Genomic DNA, 15092 nt, shown 5'->3' with positions numbered 1-15092 from the left:
TGTGTGATTAACTAATTTCACTCGCGCCCTTTAGGCGGACTGCTATAGAATCCTGATTCGCTAGCCAACTCAACTTGCTACTGAAGGAACACTGCATGAAATCTTATCTCGAAAAGGTCATCACCGAGTTACCGGGGTACCTGAGTCAATTCATTAGCTGTCTGCTGCACCCCAAAAGGTTCGTAACGGAAAAACTTGCCGCAACAGATGCATCGCCAGCATTTGAAAAGTCCGTTGCGTTTATTGTTACCTCATTCCTAATTTCGCTATTCCTTTCTTACGCATTGCCGGAAGTAACTAGCCCATTAAAAGTGCTGCCTGCCAATGAAAATGAGTTTATCCGCACGGGTTCAGAGGCGCTGTTAATGCTTTTTTATTTGGTGGGTGCCTGCGCAATTGCGATGGGTTTTTTAAAGCTTTTTGGAAAATTGGCAGACCCGCATATTTTTTTCACATTGGTCTTTTATTTTTGCGGTTGTAGTTTGGTGCTGTTAGTTTTTGCTAATGCAATTAGCAATATTGCAATGGCCGATCCATTTTTTGCGAAAGCATGGATTGAATCTGAAAAATTCACCAAAGCATTTATGCCGCAGATACACAGTCAGTTCTGTTCAATTGATTTAAAGACGGGAAATTTTTCTGCTGTGCAAGATGTTGTTGAAAAATCGCCAGAGTTTAAAAGTCAGCAGGAAATTTACCTTGCCGCTATGCAAAGAACCTTGCCCAAAATCGCATTTGTTATGCAGGCTTTTGTGGCCTTGGTTGCGCTTCTTTGGTTGCTTAAAGCATGGTTTTCATACACAACTGCTGCTGGCGTAGGCACAGGAAAATCAATTGCGATTATTGTGCTCACTGCGGTAGCGGTGTTTGTTGTATCGCTTCTGGTAAGTATGATTAACGCTGGAATTTTGGTGTCCAGTATTATGAGAAACTGCCCGACTTAAACGTCGGGCTTATTATTCTCAATTATCCTGGCTAGAGTCGTTAATCCTTTTCTCATATCGGTTGAATTGGCGTGGCTAAAATTCAGCCGCATAGTGCCGAATACAGGCTGCCCACTCGCAGGATAAAAAGCTTCGCCCGGCATAAACGCTACATTATTTTCCAACGCAATTTTCAACAGCGGTCGCGTGTCAATTGCGTTGCGCAACTTCAACCAAAAAAATAACCCACCGGCAGGAATTTCCCAATCGGCTAAATCTCCAAAGGTATTGGTGAGTGCGTCGTTCATTGCATCGCGTTTTTTGCGATAAGTTTCACGCAGGTGCGCTAAATCTTTGTGGCGTTCATCGCAAGCCAACCAATTGGCAACGCGAATTTGGCCGGGGCGATTGGTGTGCAAATCGCCCGCTTGTTTTAATCGCAACAAATGCGGAAATAAATCATCAGACGCGGCTAAAAATCCTACGCGCCAACCGGGCCACAATGTTTTGGAAAAGCTACCCAAATAAATCCAGGGAGCACGCTTGAGCAAACTGCAAATCGGCGTGCGATCTACATTGTCGTACATGAGTTCACGATAAGGCTCATCTTCAATTAACGGCAAAGCATAATGATCGAGCACTTCAGCAATAGCGCGGCGATTTTCCGCGCTGTAACAATGACCGGATGGATTTTGAAAAGTAGGGATTAAATAAATTGCGCGCGGCTGATATGTTTCAATTATTTGCGCAAGCAACTCGGGATCAATACCGTCATTGGTTAAAGGCAATCCCAAACAGTTTGCACCGAACAATTGAAAAGCTTGTAGCGCAGCCAAATAGGTGGGCGCTTCGCAGAGCAAAGGCGTGCCCGGGTCAACAAATAATTTTGCGGCCAGGTCTATACCTTGTTGCGAACCGGAAAGCACCAGCGTTTGATGCGGCGATACCTGCATACCGCATTCGGCTAACCAATCGGCCAAACGCGCGCGCAAAATCGGTTCGCCTTCACTTTGTCCGTACTGTTGAAACACCGGGCTCAACCAATCATGTGAGTGGGGCGTATCGCGCAAGAGCGGCATGGCTTCCGCACTGGGCAAGCCGCCCGCAAAGGAAATCATGCCCGGCGCTTGTGCAGCGGCAAGAATTTCGCGTACCAATGAGGAGGTTAAGCGGGAGATGCGCTCGGAGAGTTGTGGAGACGAAGGCATACTGGACTCGTTGTTTGAATAAATTTGGTCATGTATATTGACCTATGATTCGCCTCTTAAGGAAAAAAGTCAATATGATTGACCAATCAAATTTAATGTCCAGCGCTCGCGAAGACGAGCTTAATCGCGCTTTGGAGTTATTCCACTTCGCCTTCCGCGCTTTTACCGCCAAGCCAGATCAGTTGCTGGAGGCGCGCGGGCTTCAACGTGTTCATCACCGAATCCTCTACTTTGTAGGCCGCAACCCGGAGATTCGGGTAAGCGGCCTGCTCGCCATCCTGGGTGTGACCAAGCAAGCGCTGCATGCTCCCTTGCGCCAACTTATAGCCATGGGCTTGGTTCAGGATTCACCCCACGCCAGTGATAAGCGCGGCAAGTGCCTAAGGCTTACGCCTGAGGGTGAAAAGTTGGAAGCCGCATTGAGTGGGGCCCAGCGTAAATTGTTGAATCAAACCTTTGAGCAAGCGGGGGTTGCCGGGGAGCAGGCTTGGCGGAATGTTATGGAACAATTGATGGGGCAGCTGCCTAAATGACGGCTGCTGTCTTCGCTGAGTTTATCAAGCAACTTAAAACGAATCCTTTTTCCTATATCCCTCGTTACCTCCTTCAAGGTCAATAATTGTAAACGGCGCGCAAACCCTGTTGACTGGAGTTTTTTTTAAGGAGTATGGTTGCGCTATCATTGCACGCCATTTAAAAATAATAGCCACAATCGCTAAAAAGATTTTCTATCGCCATTTATGGTAGCGCAAACAAATAAACGCTTTTGTTGCTCTTTGAAGTCAGGATCAATCCTGGTTTCGCTAGAAGAAAATGAAACCAGCCGGGATTACGGCCAATCAATTACCTGGTTCGCCCGTTCCCGGCCTATGTCAACAATAATCAACCAGACAGAGGGTATTCGCATGAATCTAAAGTTAGTAACGGCAGCTTGGCTGCTGGGGATGTCGTTGTCCGCGCAGGCGGCGACAAACTCGGTTTTGGAGACTATGCCAAAAGATCCCAACGCTGTTGTGGTCAAGGCTGTTGGAGATGGCCGTACCGATGACAGTGCTGCGATCCAACGTGCAATTGATTCCGCTGTTGTGGATAAGTGGCGGGGTGGTGTTGTGTTTCTTCCATCGGGTCGCTACCTCATCTCTCGAACGATCATCATGCATCCAGCGGTACGACTCTTTGGTGTGGGTAAGACGCGCCCGGTGATTGTGCTGGGTGACAACACTCCTGGTTTTGGCGAAGGCGTGGCAACCATGTTTACCTTTGTCGGCAACGACCAATATGGCAATAAGCAGCCACCATTCCCGCCTAAGACTGTGGTGCCCTTTAACGATAAATTGTTTGATGCAAACTCAAGCACCTTCTACTCCGCCATGGCGAATATCGATATTGAAATTGGCCAAGGCAACGCAGGTGCCGTAGCCGCGCGCTTCCACGTTGCACAGCACGCGTTCTTGTCGCATATGGATTTCAATCTCGGTTCGGGCTTGGCGGGCGTCTATCTCGCCGGCAATGTGATGGAGAATGTTCACTTCCATGGCGGGCGCTACGGCATCCTTACCGAAAAGACCTCTCCCGCATGGCAGTTCACCTTGATTGATAGTTCTTTCGATGGTCAGCGCGAAGCTGCCATTCGCGAACATGAAGTTGATCTCACCCTTGTGAATGTTTCCATCAGCAATGTTCCTGTGGGAATTGATATTGATGAGGGTTACTCAGATTCACTGTGGGGCAAGGATGTTCGTTTCAACAACGTTTCCAAAGCCGCGGTGGTAATTAGCGCTGAGAATAGTGTTTTCACACAAATTGGTTTCGAGAATGCGTTGGCGACCAATGTGCCGACTTTTGCGCGCTTCCGCGACAGCGGCAAAACGATTGAGGGCGTGGGCAAAGGCTACCGCATTAAAGAATTTAATTATGGCCTGACGCTGGTTGACCCGCGTCAAATGGGGCAGATCAAAACCAACTGGCAAGCTGAACCGCTCAACAGCATGCCAGCCGCAAAGCGTGCCATTCGTCCACTCCCCTCAACTACAGCATGGTTTAGCGTACGTGATACCGGTGCAAAAGGTGATGGTAAAACAGACGATACCGCCGCTATTCAGCGCGCTATAGATTCGCACAAAGTTGTCTACTTCCCACAAGGCAACTACATCGTTAACGATACTCTGAAATTGAAAAAAGATACGGTGTTGGTTGGCTTGCACCCTGCTCAAACGCAACTGATTATTCCAGAGAATTCTCCCGCATACGCCGGTCTTGGTACGCCTAAAGCCTTGGTAGAAAGTGCTAAAGGCGGCAACGCTATTGTAAGTGGCATTGGTATTTATACCGGCGTTACCAATCCACGCGCGGTGGGTTTGTTGTGGAAAGCAGGTGCGGATTCGCTGGTGGATGACGTTAAGATTCAGGGCGGTAGCGGCACACCGCGCGATCAACGCGATCAGCCGGTTAAAGGGCGCGATGACGGGCAGTACCCCAGTATTTGGATTACGGATGGCGGCGGCGGTACCTTTGCAGACATTTGGACTCCGCATGAAGCTGCACACGCTGGTTTCTATGTATCTAACACCAAAACGCCCGGCCACGTTTACGAGCTGTCTACCGAACACCATTTCCGCAATGAAATCGTTTTGGATGGCGTTGAGAACTGGGAGTTCTTGGCTCCTCAAACCGAGGAAGAAGTGCGCATTAGCTCTGATGCGAACAGTCTTGATGTGCGCAATTCACGCAACATTCTTTTTGCCAATTACCACGCGTACCGCGTGACTCGCTCGCCCAAGCCAAATGCTTTTGCCGTGCGTCTGCAAAACTCGACGGATATTCGTTTCCGCAACCTCCACTCAAATGCAGAAAGCGGATTTGCGATGTGCGACGAAAACGGCTGCGCACCTTATTTGCGCGCGAGCAAATTTCCGTTTGAAAACGCTATTCGCAATGTAACTGCGGGTTGGGATATACGTGAGCGCGAATTTGCGGTCTTCGACGTGACCGATAAGATGCCGAAGACTGAACCTGTTGCGCCGCTCTACACTGCCGCACCCATCCAGAAATTGGCTGATAGCTTTTATTCAATATCGGGTGCGGCTGTCGCGCCGGACGGAGCGCTCTATTTTGTGGAGCGATACTTCCAACGTATCTACCGCTGGACACCAACAAAAGGCCTGGAAATTGTGCGTGACAACACGCTTGATCCGGTCAACCTTGCAATCGATAAATCCGGCAACGTAATGGTTATGTCGCCCCAAGGCTCCGAGATCACGGTATATGCGTTCAAGCCAGATACTCCGTTCGATAAAATCGACATCATCCAGCCTACCGCTGCAGTAGCTCGACCCAATGTACAGGTTGCGTTGCCGGGCAATGTTTGGAAAAACGATGGCGAGTTCCAGGATCAGCTCGATTACGTCACTTACCGTTATTCAACCTTGGCTGAGCAATTCATCAAGGGCATGGGCACGCCCAAAGCGCGTGAATATGTGTCGCCGGATGGCAGCCTTGTGTTGCCTGCGTTCCGCACTTTCCGCCAAGGTGATTGGCGCTTCTCGGATACCATGGACACTATGGGTTTGGTGACAGCCAAAGTGGGTGAGCGCGTGTTCCTGAATAATTCATCAGAGAATCGTACTTATCACGGTGTGGTCGGCACTGGAGGCGTTGTAACTGACCTTAAGATGTTTGCAGAACGCGGTGGTGAAAGTGTTGCGGTTGGGCAGGATGGGCGAGTTTATGTCGCGAATGGCCAAGTCTTTGTCTATGCACCAGACGGCAAATTGATCAATCAAATTAACGTGCCTGATCGTCCTACCCAGTTGGTGATTGGTGGCAAGGATAAGAAGACGTTGTTCATTCTTGCGCACCACGCGCTTTACTCCATTGCTCTGTAAAGCTGAGAGCTAAATAACGATTGTGAGGAATGGCATGCTGATAAATACTCAGCATGCCTTCGCTAACTCACATCAATAAAGTTAATCAGCATTCACTTGATGCAACCGACAAGCGAAGCAATTGTCTCCTGTTAATACAGATCAACTAACAGGAATTGATAATGCCTTTCGCAAAATTCGATTACTCGCTGGATTACAAAAGCCTCGATTTGCGAACGCATCCAGAGTTGTATCGCACTGGAATCGGCGAGCAGGGTGTTCTGCTGGTAGAGCCATATAAAAGCGAAATTCTTCCTCATTGGCGATTTAAAACGCCAGATATTGCAAAAAAATCGGCTGCAAAAATCTACCAACTTTTTCTCGCTTACAAACAACAAAAAGATTTTGTTGGAATGGATATGGCGAGGAAATTTTTGCAAATGGGCTATACCCGCAGTCGTCGTTACGCGAATCATAAAAGTGGCAAAAAATATGACGGCCCTGTTCCTGCAGATAAAAAATCACAAAGCGGCGCACATGGTCGTTCGCAGTTACCAAAAGATGAAGATCTGATCAAAGCTGAAAGCGCCAATATCTTTTATGAAGTGTGGCAAAAGGCTCGCAACAATAAGACCTATCAAAAAATGCTCTTGGCCCATAAAGAAAAATATAAATTGCTGGACTTGTAATCAAATTAACATCTGGTTGATTTGTGATCTTATTTTGTTTATGCAAATTTAAACGAAAAATGCATTCAGGTTAAATTCATTCCCGATTGTTAAAGTTCGCTGCAATACATTTATACATAAAATGTATTTCGACTTTTCATCTGAAGCAATTAAGGAATATTTTATGAAAAAGCAATTATTAGCAGCATGTGTGTTGGGTGCATTTACTTTGCCGGCCATGGCAGATAATTTTTACGTGCTAGGCGATGTAGGTAGCGGTAAGGTGGAGGTTGACGCTGGCGACGATTATACCTTCAGTAAAAGTGACACCAGCTATTCATTTGGTGCTGGCTTCGATATTAATAAGTTTTTTGCTGTTGAATTAGCATATCGTGATTTAGGTAGTGTTTCTGATCGTGGCAGTTATACAGAGGCAGGAATCAACTATAACTATCGCGATAAAACGAGCGCTACCGCATTGCAAGCTTCGGTTGTTGGTAGCTTGCCAATCAGCGAAGACTTCAGTCTGTTTGGCCGCGTAGGTGTGGCTAAAATAGATGTAGATTATGATTCAGTTGAAACTAGCGGCAACAGTAGCTGGAGCGATTCTGATTCCGAATCAAAAACCAAAGCTCTGTTAGGTGTTGGTGCAAGTTACAAAATTACTCCACAAATTGCATTGCGTGCTGAGTACAGCCAATTTGCAAAATGGGATGACACCAAGTTGTCTGCAGTAACCATTGGTGCAACTTATCATTTCTAATTGATTTATCTTGATCAATAAGCCCCGCTATTCAGTAGTGAGTAGCGGGGTTTTTTTATTGAAGTGGGATTTTACACTTAACAACCAAATAGCTAGCCCTAAAATACCCGCTAAAACCATAGCACCTTCATTAATTAAGCTGGTGGCATCATGTATAGATTTTACGCGGTGAATCGCAATATAAATAAAGGGAAGATAAAGCGCGAGCGTTAAATATTGTACGGCGATATGAGTGATATTCCATTTTTCATGTGTACAAAGTAATCCGAAAAATATACCAATAACTGCACCAGCAAAGACGTCGGCTGGCCAATGGGCGCCAACGGCAATGCGTGAAATTCCTACCAGGCATGCATAGCTAATTAGTAGCCATAGTTTCCAGCTGCGCAATTGATAAGCGGAAGCGATAAAAATAACCGCCATGAAAGCACTAGCGGTATGGCCTGATGGCATTGCGTAATTGTCGAGCTTTAATGCGGGGCCGAGCGTAATCAGGTTAGTAAGGTCTAATGTATGTTCAGGGCGAAGTACGGCAAAAATATTTTTGGTAAATTTAATTGTATAATGAATAAAAACTCCGCAAATCACAGCGTTTGTTAATAGTCGTTTGTGATTATGCAAAGCTATCAACAAGGCGCAGCTTAAAAAAGTCGCGTCACCTATGTTGGTAATGGTCATCCAAAGTGCTTTAAAGGGCAGTGCATGATTAATGGTGCTAAAGATAGCGTGGTTGAGTGGTATAAAAATACTTAGAAAAATGGCTAGGATAATAAACGGGATACACACGAAGCTGAAAATTTTTATCATTATGATCTGTCCCTGAGGGTAGTGCTATTGGTAGGTCAAAAACTTTAGGTTGGTCTGCTTGTGACGTGGCGCAATTATAACCATGAAGACACAGGATAAAAAGCGTGCCTGCGTTCACAATTGCAAAAGAGCATGTAAATTATTCACATACTGTTAAGAAAATTTCGCTAGTCTAGCCTCCGTTTGATGCGGTGGTTGTCGCGTGTTATTTACATTACGTCATGAGGGAACTTAATATGCTGAATAAATACCTTACAGTCTTTGCATTGCTGGCCGCGACTTTTTCAGTGACAAGTTTTGCTGGTTCCGAGCGTGAAGATCATCCGCTGATTGCGGGCTATCCCGGTGCTGAAATTCGCAAAACAATTGTTCAGGCCTATGAGCCTTTCCAAATTCCCACCTCCATTATTAATGTCAGCAGTAAACCTTATAAATATTCAACCTTGGATGTAAAGGGCGATTTGTCGCGTCATTTTTATCGCATCAAGGATGTTTCAAGCTTAAAAGTTTACGAAAACTACGCGGCGGCCGTTAAAAAACTTGGTTTCAATATTATATTTTCCTGTCAGTTGAATGCGTGCGGAACTGAAGATCAAGCTGAAGAGTTGGGTGGATTAGTATCAAATGAAGATACGGTTTATAACTATAAACAAAAGCCCTATTACATGGTTGCCGAAAAACAAGGCGCTAATGGAATTAAAATATATGGCGCATGGTTCGTGGGAGCTTATGATAATGAAGTGGCTGTGCAGCAAGTTATTTTGGAGGCTAAACCTCTGGAAAATAATTTAATTAAAATTGATGCAGCTTATGCCAATAAAGCTCCTGTACCTGAAGCTGCAGATAAAACGGATGCCAGGGAATTGGCCAAAGACCATAAATTGTTTGCGCGCTACCCTAATGCTTATTTGCGAAAATCACATCATGTAGATACTGAAACTGTAGTCATTCCTGTTGCACCTAATGCTGCAGATCGCACACCATTAAATTTAACGGGTGATCTATCGCGTCATGTTTATACCATTCAAGATGTTTCAAGTCTTAAGGTTTTTGAAAATTACAAACAAGCTTTGAGCAAGGCCGGCTTTAGCATTTTGTCCAAGTGTGAGTTGGCTGAATGCGGAAGTGAAGAGGCGATTCGTAAAGTGGGTGATAAAGTTTCAATGGATAACACGGTGTATAACTGGTATCGCAAACCTTATTACGTGCTTGCCAAAAAAGCTTCTGATGCTGGTGATATTTATGTTGCGATTTTTGTCGGCGCTTATGAAAGTGAAGTTGGCGTGGAACAATTAATTTTGCAACAAAAAGGAGTTGTTACAGGTTTAATTAAAGTCGATGCCGATGGCTTGAAACAACAAATTGATGCTGACGGTAAAGCACTTATTTATGGAATTTATTTTGATACAGGTAAATCAGTTGTTAAGCCTGAATCAAAACCAACTCTTGACGCTATCGCCCAGCTGCTCACTAAAAATAAAGATTTGTTGCTCTACGTTGTGGGCCACACCGACGATACGGGGGCGGGCGCTGCAAATTTAGAGCTATCGCGCCAGCGCGCTACTGCGGTGGTAAATGAGTTGGTCAAAACCTACCAAATTCCGGCTGCCCGATTGCAGGCCCAAGGTGTTGGGCCTTACGCACCGGCGGGTAACAACACCAGTGAGGCGGGCAAGCAAAAAAATCGACGCGTCGAGTTGGTTAAGCGCTTACAGTAATCTTAAGTAAAGTTTCATCCTGCAGGCCTCACCAAATGAGGCCTTTTTTGCCATCTGATAGGCCAAAACTTGGCCAGGTTTCTCAAGATTTGCAAAGTTCACCCCAATCTACCAAGAGTTTATTTTCCTGACCGAAGCTGCGTGTTATAAAACGCATCTTTGGCTTGGGTTCGCCCCATCTGGCAACTATTTTTGTGTCTTCTGGTCTAGGTTTCACTTGTGGCCGCTAAGGCAAAACGCGTGTTGTAAGCCGCTGTGCTTATAGTCATAATGACGATTCATATTTATAAGATAAAAGGGTGAAAACCATGAAAACTCTTAAGGGTCCAGCCATATTCCTGGCGCAATTTTTAAGCGATAAAGCTCCATTTAACAGTCTTGATAGCATTGCTGGTTGGGTGGCAAGCCTGGGTTTTAAAGGTGTGCAAATCCCTACTTGGGACAAGCGCGTGTTCGACCTTGAGCAAGCTGCAAACAGCACTGAATACTGCTCACAGTTTCTGGCGACTTTAGCCAAACACGGTTTGGTTCCCACCGAGTTATCCACCCATTTACAAGGTCAGTTAGTAGCCGTTCACCCGGCTTATGATGAAATGTTTGACGGCTTCGCTCCTGAATCTGTACGCGGTAACCCAACCGCTCGCCAGGCATGGGCAGTAGAGCAATTAATGTTGGCCGCCAAGGCGAGTAAAAATTTAGGTTTGAAAGCGCACGCGACTTTTTCTGGTGCTTTGTTGTGGCCTTATTTGTATCCGTGGCCACAGCGCCCTGCTGGTTTGGTCGATGCAGGTTTTGGTGAATTGGCAAAACGCTGGAAACCAATTTTGGATGCGTTCGATGCAGTAGGCGTTGACGTTTGCTACGAAATTCACCCTGGTGAAGACTTGCATGACGGTGCAACTTTCGAGCGCTTTTTGAAAGCCGTAGACAATCATCCACGCTGCAATATTTTGTTCGACCCATCGCACTTTGTTTTGCAACAACTCGATTATTTGGCGTTTATCGATCGCTATCACGACCGCATTAAAATGTTCCATGTTAAAGATGCGGAATTTAATCCAACTGCACAACAAGGTGTGTACGGCGGTTATGAGTCATGGGTTGATCGCGCTGGTCGCTTCCGTTCTCTCGGCGATGGCCAAGTGGACTTCAAACAAATTTTCTCAAAATTCGCTGCATACAATTATGAAGGTTGGGCGGTGTTGGAATGGGAATGCTGCTTGAAGCATCCAGAAGTTGGTGCAGCAGAAGGCGCTCCATTTATCGCGCAACATATTATTAAAGTCACTGAACGCGCGTTTGATGATTTTGCAAGCGGTGGTACAGATCACGCAGCGAATCGTCGTATTTTGGGTTTGAAATAGTTTTTGCTTTTAGCTTTTGATGTTCACTTCCCTTATGGCTTTGCCGAGCACTGGAAGAAAATTGACGGCAAACGCACAGGATGTGCGTTTGAGTGACGATGCGACACGGATGTCGCACCGGAACGACGCCAATTTTCTGAAGCGCGCAGGAAAAACAAAGCCATAGGGTCGCTTTTCTTTTGATTACTTTTCTTTGGCGAAGCAAAGAAAAGTGATTCGCCAAGAGGCGAAAAAGATTTCTGACAATAAAGAGTTATTGTTAATCACTCCTTACTAAATTGAAGAAAACAATATGACTACTCCAAGAATTCGTTATGCAATGGTTGGTGGTGGGCGCGGTGCTTTTATCGGTGCCGTACACCGTATCGCTGCGCGTATGGACGACCGCTATGAATTGGTTGCTGGTGCACTCTCATCCAATCCAGAAAACGCAAAAGCATCTGCGGCAGATTTACATATTGCTGCAGATCGCGCTTATACATCCTTTGAAGAAATGTTGCGTGTGGAAAAAACGCGCGCAGATGGTATTCAGGCTGTTGTGATTGTGACTCCAAACCACATGCACTTCCCCGTTGCAAAAGCGGCCTTGGAAGCTGGCATCAATGTGATTTGTGATAAGCCTGTTACGCGCACATTAGAAGAAGCTTTGGAGCTGCAACAAATCGCCGCAAAAAGCACTGCTTATTTTGCATTGACTCACAATTACAGTGCTTATCCGCTTGTACGCTATGCGCGTGAATTGGTTGGTAAAGGTGTGCTTGGAAAAATTCGTGTAGTGCAAGTGGAGTACCCACAAGAGTGGCTCACAGTTGCCGCTGCTGCGGATAACAAGCAAGCATCATGGCGCACTAATCCTGCGTTGACAGGAACTGGTTGTCTTGGTGATATTGGCACTCACGCATTTCAACTTGCGCAGTTTATTTCGCAACAAAAAGTGGAAGCTGTTTGCTCAGATGTAATGAGTTGTGTCGACGGACGCCAAGTGGACGACAATATTCATGTGCTCTTACGTTTTAACGGCGGTGCACGCGGTATGTTATGGGCGAGCCAGGTTGCTCCCGGCTGCGAAAATGGTTTGCGTATTCGCGTCTATGGCGAGAAAGCCAGCATTGAGTGGGCGCAAGAAACTCCCAATGAATTATGGTTCGCTGAGCTGAATAAGCCCCGTCAGCGCGTGACTCGCCGTGGCGATATTGGCAGTGACATTGCGGCGCGTGGTATGCGTACTCCGGGCGGCCATCCAGAAGGTTACCTGGAAGCCTTCGCCAACTTGTATAACGACATCGCCGATATTTTAATTGCGCATGAAGCGGGCGAGCGTCATTATCTGCAAGACTGGGTGCCCAGTATTGATACTGGCGTTGAAGGTATGAAGTTTATTCAGGCGGTGATTAATTCATCATTGGCTGATGGTAGTTGGAAATCGCTGTAATCGCTCTATAACTATAATTATTTTTTTGTGATCGCTGATATCTTCCGGCGATGGCAGTAGTAGGCAAAGTCTGCGGAAAAAGCGCTTATGTAATAAATGCACACTTTTCCGCAGGTTTTTAACGACCTACTAGTGCCTGGCTTCACAGGAAACTCTATTAACAATAAAAAGGTAGAAAACTATGTCTAACACGATTAACCCAAATCGCTTATTTACGGCGTGCTGCGTGGCCTTAATTGTCACTGCAATGACTTTTGCAATTCGCGCTGGCATTTTGACTCAACTCAGTGCGACTTTTCAGTTTACTGATGCGCAATTAGGTTGGATCAACAGCATGGCGTTCCTGGGCTTCCCGGTTGCTATGATGGTGGGTGGTTTACTTTATAACGCTTTAGGTGCTCGCACGCTTTTGTACCTCGCGTTTATTTGCCACTTGCTCGGTTTGATCCTCACAATTACCGCAGGCGGTTTCTGGGGTTTGTTGCTGTCTTCGTTCTGTATCGGTTTTGCTAACGGTTCCGTTGAAGCAGCATGTAATCCATTGATCGTAGATATTTACCACACCAATAAAACCACCAAACTGAATAAATTCCACATGTGGTTCCCGGGCGGTATTGTTATTGGTTCTTTGATTTCTGCATTGATGACCAAATTGAACATGGGCTGGCAAGCACAAATCGCTGTTATGTTGGTGCCAACGGCCATTTACGGTTTCATGATTTTCGGCCAAACATTCCCTGTGCCTGTTAACACCGAAACCTCAACCAAAAATAATATTCGCGCGCTCTTCTCACCCTTGTTCATTTTCATGTTGCTCGTTATGACAGTTACTGCAGCGTCAGAATTCGGTACGCAACAATGGGTTGATCGTATTTTCGGTGCATCAGGCGCACACCCAATGTTGGTGTTGGCTTTGGTGACTGGTTTGATGGCCTTGGGTCGTTACTTCGCGGGCCCAATTGTTGAAGCATTGAATCCCGTCGGTGTGTTGCTCATGTCAGCAGTTGTTACCACCATTGGTATTTATTTGTTGAGCATGGCGTCTGGCGGTTTGATTTATGTTTCGGCGATGGTGTTCGCTATAGGCGTAACTTATTTCTGGCCATGCATGATTGGTTTCATCAGCGAATACCAACCAAAAACCGGTGCGCTTGGCATGTCGTTAATGGGCGGCGCAGGTATGTTCTCCTTGAGCATCTGGAACCCCGTTATCGGCGGCTGGTTAGACACTGCAAAAGCAGAAGCCGCTGCAAAAGGTGTAGCGCCTGAAGCAGTGGAGTTGGTTGCTGGACAAGCAACCTTGCAAAACCTCGCACTCTTCCCTGCAGTGTTGATCGTTGTGTTCACTGGCTTGTATATTTTCCGCAAAAAATTTGCGAACAAATAATTGAGCTCAAACAAAAAAGCCCCGGTAGAGAAATCTGCCGGGGCTTTTTTATAGCATACAAAAACTTACGATAAATGTTGTGCGTGATAGCGCAAGTGATCGTCGATAAAGGTTGCTATAAAAAAATAACTGTGGTCGTAACCTTCTTGATGACGCAGCACTAACGGGTGTTGGCGCTGATAACAAATTTGCTCCAACAATTCGGGGCGCAATTGCTCCGTTAAAAAATTATCTGCAGTTCCCTGATCGATAAAAAAGGGTTGTTTGGATTCGCCTTTCTTAACCAGTGCGCAGGCATCGTATTCGGCCCAGGCCTGTTGGTCATCACCTAAATAACCGCTCAAGGCTTTTTGCCCCCAAGGTACTGTGCTTGGGCTAACAATGGGTGCAAATGCAGAAACAGATGCATAGCGACCCGGTTGACGTAAGGCGAGCACAAGCGCACCGTGGCCTCCCATGGAGTGACCACTAATACTTTCTTTGCCGTTGAGTGGGAAATTAGCAAAAACTAATTCAGGTAATTCCTTCGCAACGTAATCAAACATTTGGTAATGCGTGGCCCAAGGCTCTTGCGTTGCGTTGACATAAAAACCTGCGCCAGAACCAAAATCATAACTGTCATCAGCACCGGGAATATCTACGCCGCGCGGGCTGGTGTCCGGGCAAATAATGGCGATACCTAATTTTGCAGCAACTTGTTGTGCACCGGATTTCTGCATGAAGTTTTCATCAGTGCAGGTTAATCCAGAGAGCCACCATAAGAGCGGCACAGGATTCGTTTCTGCTTGCGGCGGCAAGTAGATTGCAAAAATCATGTTGCATTTAAGTGTGTTGGAGTAATGCTGATAACGCTTGATCCAGCCATCAAAACTTTTGGTGGCGGAGATAAGTGTTAAATTGGATTCAACTTCAGTCATACATCGGCTCTCGGTTGAGAATACGCTGCGATTATTTTTAAT

The 15092-nt window shown here is 46.1% G+C and carries 12 protein-coding genes; 9 read left to right on the top strand and 3 right to left on the bottom strand.

Annotated features, from left to right (window positions below; genetic code table 11):
- Positions 1–95 precede the first annotated feature (95 nt).
- Positions 96–944, top strand: a complete 849-nt coding sequence (locus IE104_RS14260; RefSeq protein WP_189419753.1) for a hypothetical protein — start codon at positions 96–98, stop codon at positions 942–944.
- Here IE104_RS14260 and IE104_RS14255 read toward each other — a convergent pair.
- Complete coding sequence (locus tag IE104_RS14255) at positions 941–2131, bottom strand: aminotransferase-like domain-containing protein (protein WP_189419751.1); 1191 nt, start codon at positions 2129–2131, stop codon at positions 941–943. The two genes, IE104_RS14260 and IE104_RS14255, sit on opposite strands and share 4 nt — an antisense overlap.
- 74 nt (positions 2132–2205) lie before the next feature.
- On the opposite strand from IE104_RS14255, the gene IE104_RS14250 reads away from it, so the two are divergent.
- The 4 genes from IE104_RS14250 (at position 2206) to IE104_RS14235 (ending at position 7425) form a co-directional block, all read left to right on the top strand.
- Entirely contained in the window at positions 2206–2664 is a 459-nt protein-coding gene (locus tag IE104_RS14250; protein ID WP_189419749.1) for a MarR family winged helix-turn-helix transcriptional regulator, read from the top strand.
- A 372-nt stretch (positions 2665–3036) separates the two neighbouring features.
- Entirely contained in the window at positions 3037–6015 is a 2979-nt protein-coding gene (locus IE104_RS14245) for a glycosyl hydrolase family 28-related protein (RefSeq protein WP_189419747.1), read from the top strand.
- Positions 6016–6176: 161 nt separating this feature from the next.
- A complete protein-coding gene (locus IE104_RS14240) occupies positions 6177–6683 on the top strand; it encodes a DUF4385 domain-containing protein (RefSeq protein WP_189419745.1) in 507 nt (168 codons plus the stop codon).
- A gap of 163 nt (positions 6684–6846) precedes the next feature.
- A complete protein-coding gene (locus IE104_RS14235; protein WP_189419743.1) occupies positions 6847–7425 on the top strand; it encodes an outer membrane beta-barrel protein in 579 nt (192 codons plus the stop codon).
- A 27-nt stretch (positions 7426–7452) separates the two neighbouring features.
- Here IE104_RS14235 and IE104_RS14230 read toward each other — a convergent pair whose 3' ends face one another.
- The gene (locus tag IE104_RS14230) at positions 7453–8103 is read right to left on the bottom strand and encodes a phosphatase PAP2 family protein (protein WP_189419741.1); all 651 of its coding nucleotides are present in this window, start codon (positions 8101–8103) and stop codon (positions 7453–7455) included.
- A 365-nt stretch (positions 8104–8468) separates the two neighbouring features.
- Here IE104_RS14230 and IE104_RS14225 point away from each other — a divergent pair, with 365 nt between their 5' ends.
- The 4 genes from IE104_RS14225 to IE104_RS14210 all read left to right on the top strand — a co-directional run bounded on the left by IE104_RS14225 (position 8469) and on the right by IE104_RS14210 (position 14133).
- Positions 8469–9950, top strand: coding sequence for an OmpA family protein (locus IE104_RS14225; protein WP_229837956.1), 1482 nt, complete (start codon positions 8469–8471; stop codon positions 9948–9950).
- Between the two features lie 308 nt (positions 9951–10258).
- Positions 10259–11314, top strand: a complete 1056-nt coding sequence (locus tag IE104_RS14220; RefSeq protein WP_189419737.1) for a sugar phosphate isomerase/epimerase family protein — start codon at positions 10259–10261, stop codon at positions 11312–11314.
- Positions 11315–11606: 292 nt separating this feature from the next.
- Positions 11607–12746: a Gfo/Idh/MocA family protein gene (locus IE104_RS14215; protein ID WP_189419735.1), complete on the top strand. Its 1140-nt coding sequence runs from the start codon at positions 11607–11609 to the stop codon at positions 12744–12746.
- Positions 12747–12927: 181 nt separating this feature from the next.
- Positions 12928–14133, top strand: coding sequence for an MFS transporter (locus IE104_RS14210; protein WP_189419733.1), 1206 nt, complete (start codon positions 12928–12930; stop codon positions 14131–14133).
- Between the two features lie 65 nt (positions 14134–14198).
- Here the strand turns inward: IE104_RS14210 and fghA are convergent, their stop codons facing one another.
- Entirely contained in the window at positions 14199–15050 is an 852-nt protein-coding gene (fghA, locus tag IE104_RS14205; protein ID WP_189419731.1) for an S-formylglutathione hydrolase, read from the bottom strand.
- Between the last annotated feature and the right edge of the window lie 42 nt (positions 15051–15092).

Source organism: Cellvibrio zantedeschiae (genome assembly GCF_014652535.1).
GTDB lineage: Bacteria > Pseudomonadota > Gammaproteobacteria > Pseudomonadales > Cellvibrionaceae > Cellvibrio > Cellvibrio zantedeschiae.
The sequence above is the reverse complement of the archived record's forward strand: the minus strand, read 5'-3'. Positions and strand labels throughout refer to the sequence as shown.

Coding starts and splice junctions, on each gene's coding strand:
- IE104_RS14220 (WP_189419737.1), top strand. CDS start 10,259: ATGAAAACTCTTAAGGGTCCAGCCATATTCCTGGCGCAATTTTTAAGC.
- IE104_RS14250 (WP_189419749.1), top strand. CDS start 2,206: ATGATTGACCAATCAAATTTAATGTCCAGCGCTCGCGAAGACGAGCTT.
- IE104_RS14210 (WP_189419733.1), top strand. CDS start 12,928: ATGTCTAACACGATTAACCCAAATCGCTTATTTACGGCGTGCTGCGTG.
- IE104_RS14215 (WP_189419735.1), top strand. CDS start 11,607: ATGACTACTCCAAGAATTCGTTATGCAATGGTTGGTGGTGGGCGCGGT.
- IE104_RS14255 (WP_189419751.1), bottom strand. CDS start 2,131: ATGCCTTCGTCTCCACAACTCTCCGAGCGCATCTCCCGCTTAACCTCC.
- IE104_RS14230 (WP_189419741.1), bottom strand. CDS start 8,103: ATGACCATTACCAACATAGGTGACGCGACTTTTTTAAGCTGCGCCTTG.
- IE104_RS14235 (WP_189419743.1), top strand. CDS start 6,847: ATGAAAAAGCAATTATTAGCAGCATGTGTGTTGGGTGCATTTACTTTG.
- IE104_RS14225 (WP_229837956.1), top strand. CDS start 8,469: ATGCTGAATAAATACCTTACAGTCTTTGCATTGCTGGCCGCGACTTTT.
- fghA (WP_189419731.1), bottom strand. CDS start 15,050: ATGACTGAAGTTGAATCCAATTTAACACTTATCTCCGCCACCAAAAGT.
- IE104_RS14245 (WP_189419747.1), top strand. CDS start 3,037: ATGAATCTAAAGTTAGTAACGGCAGCTTGGCTGCTGGGGATGTCGTTG.
- IE104_RS14240 (WP_189419745.1), top strand. CDS start 6,177: ATGCCTTTCGCAAAATTCGATTACTCGCTGGATTACAAAAGCCTCGAT.
- IE104_RS14260 (WP_189419753.1), top strand. CDS start 96: ATGAAATCTTATCTCGAAAAGGTCATCACCGAGTTACCGGGGTACCTG.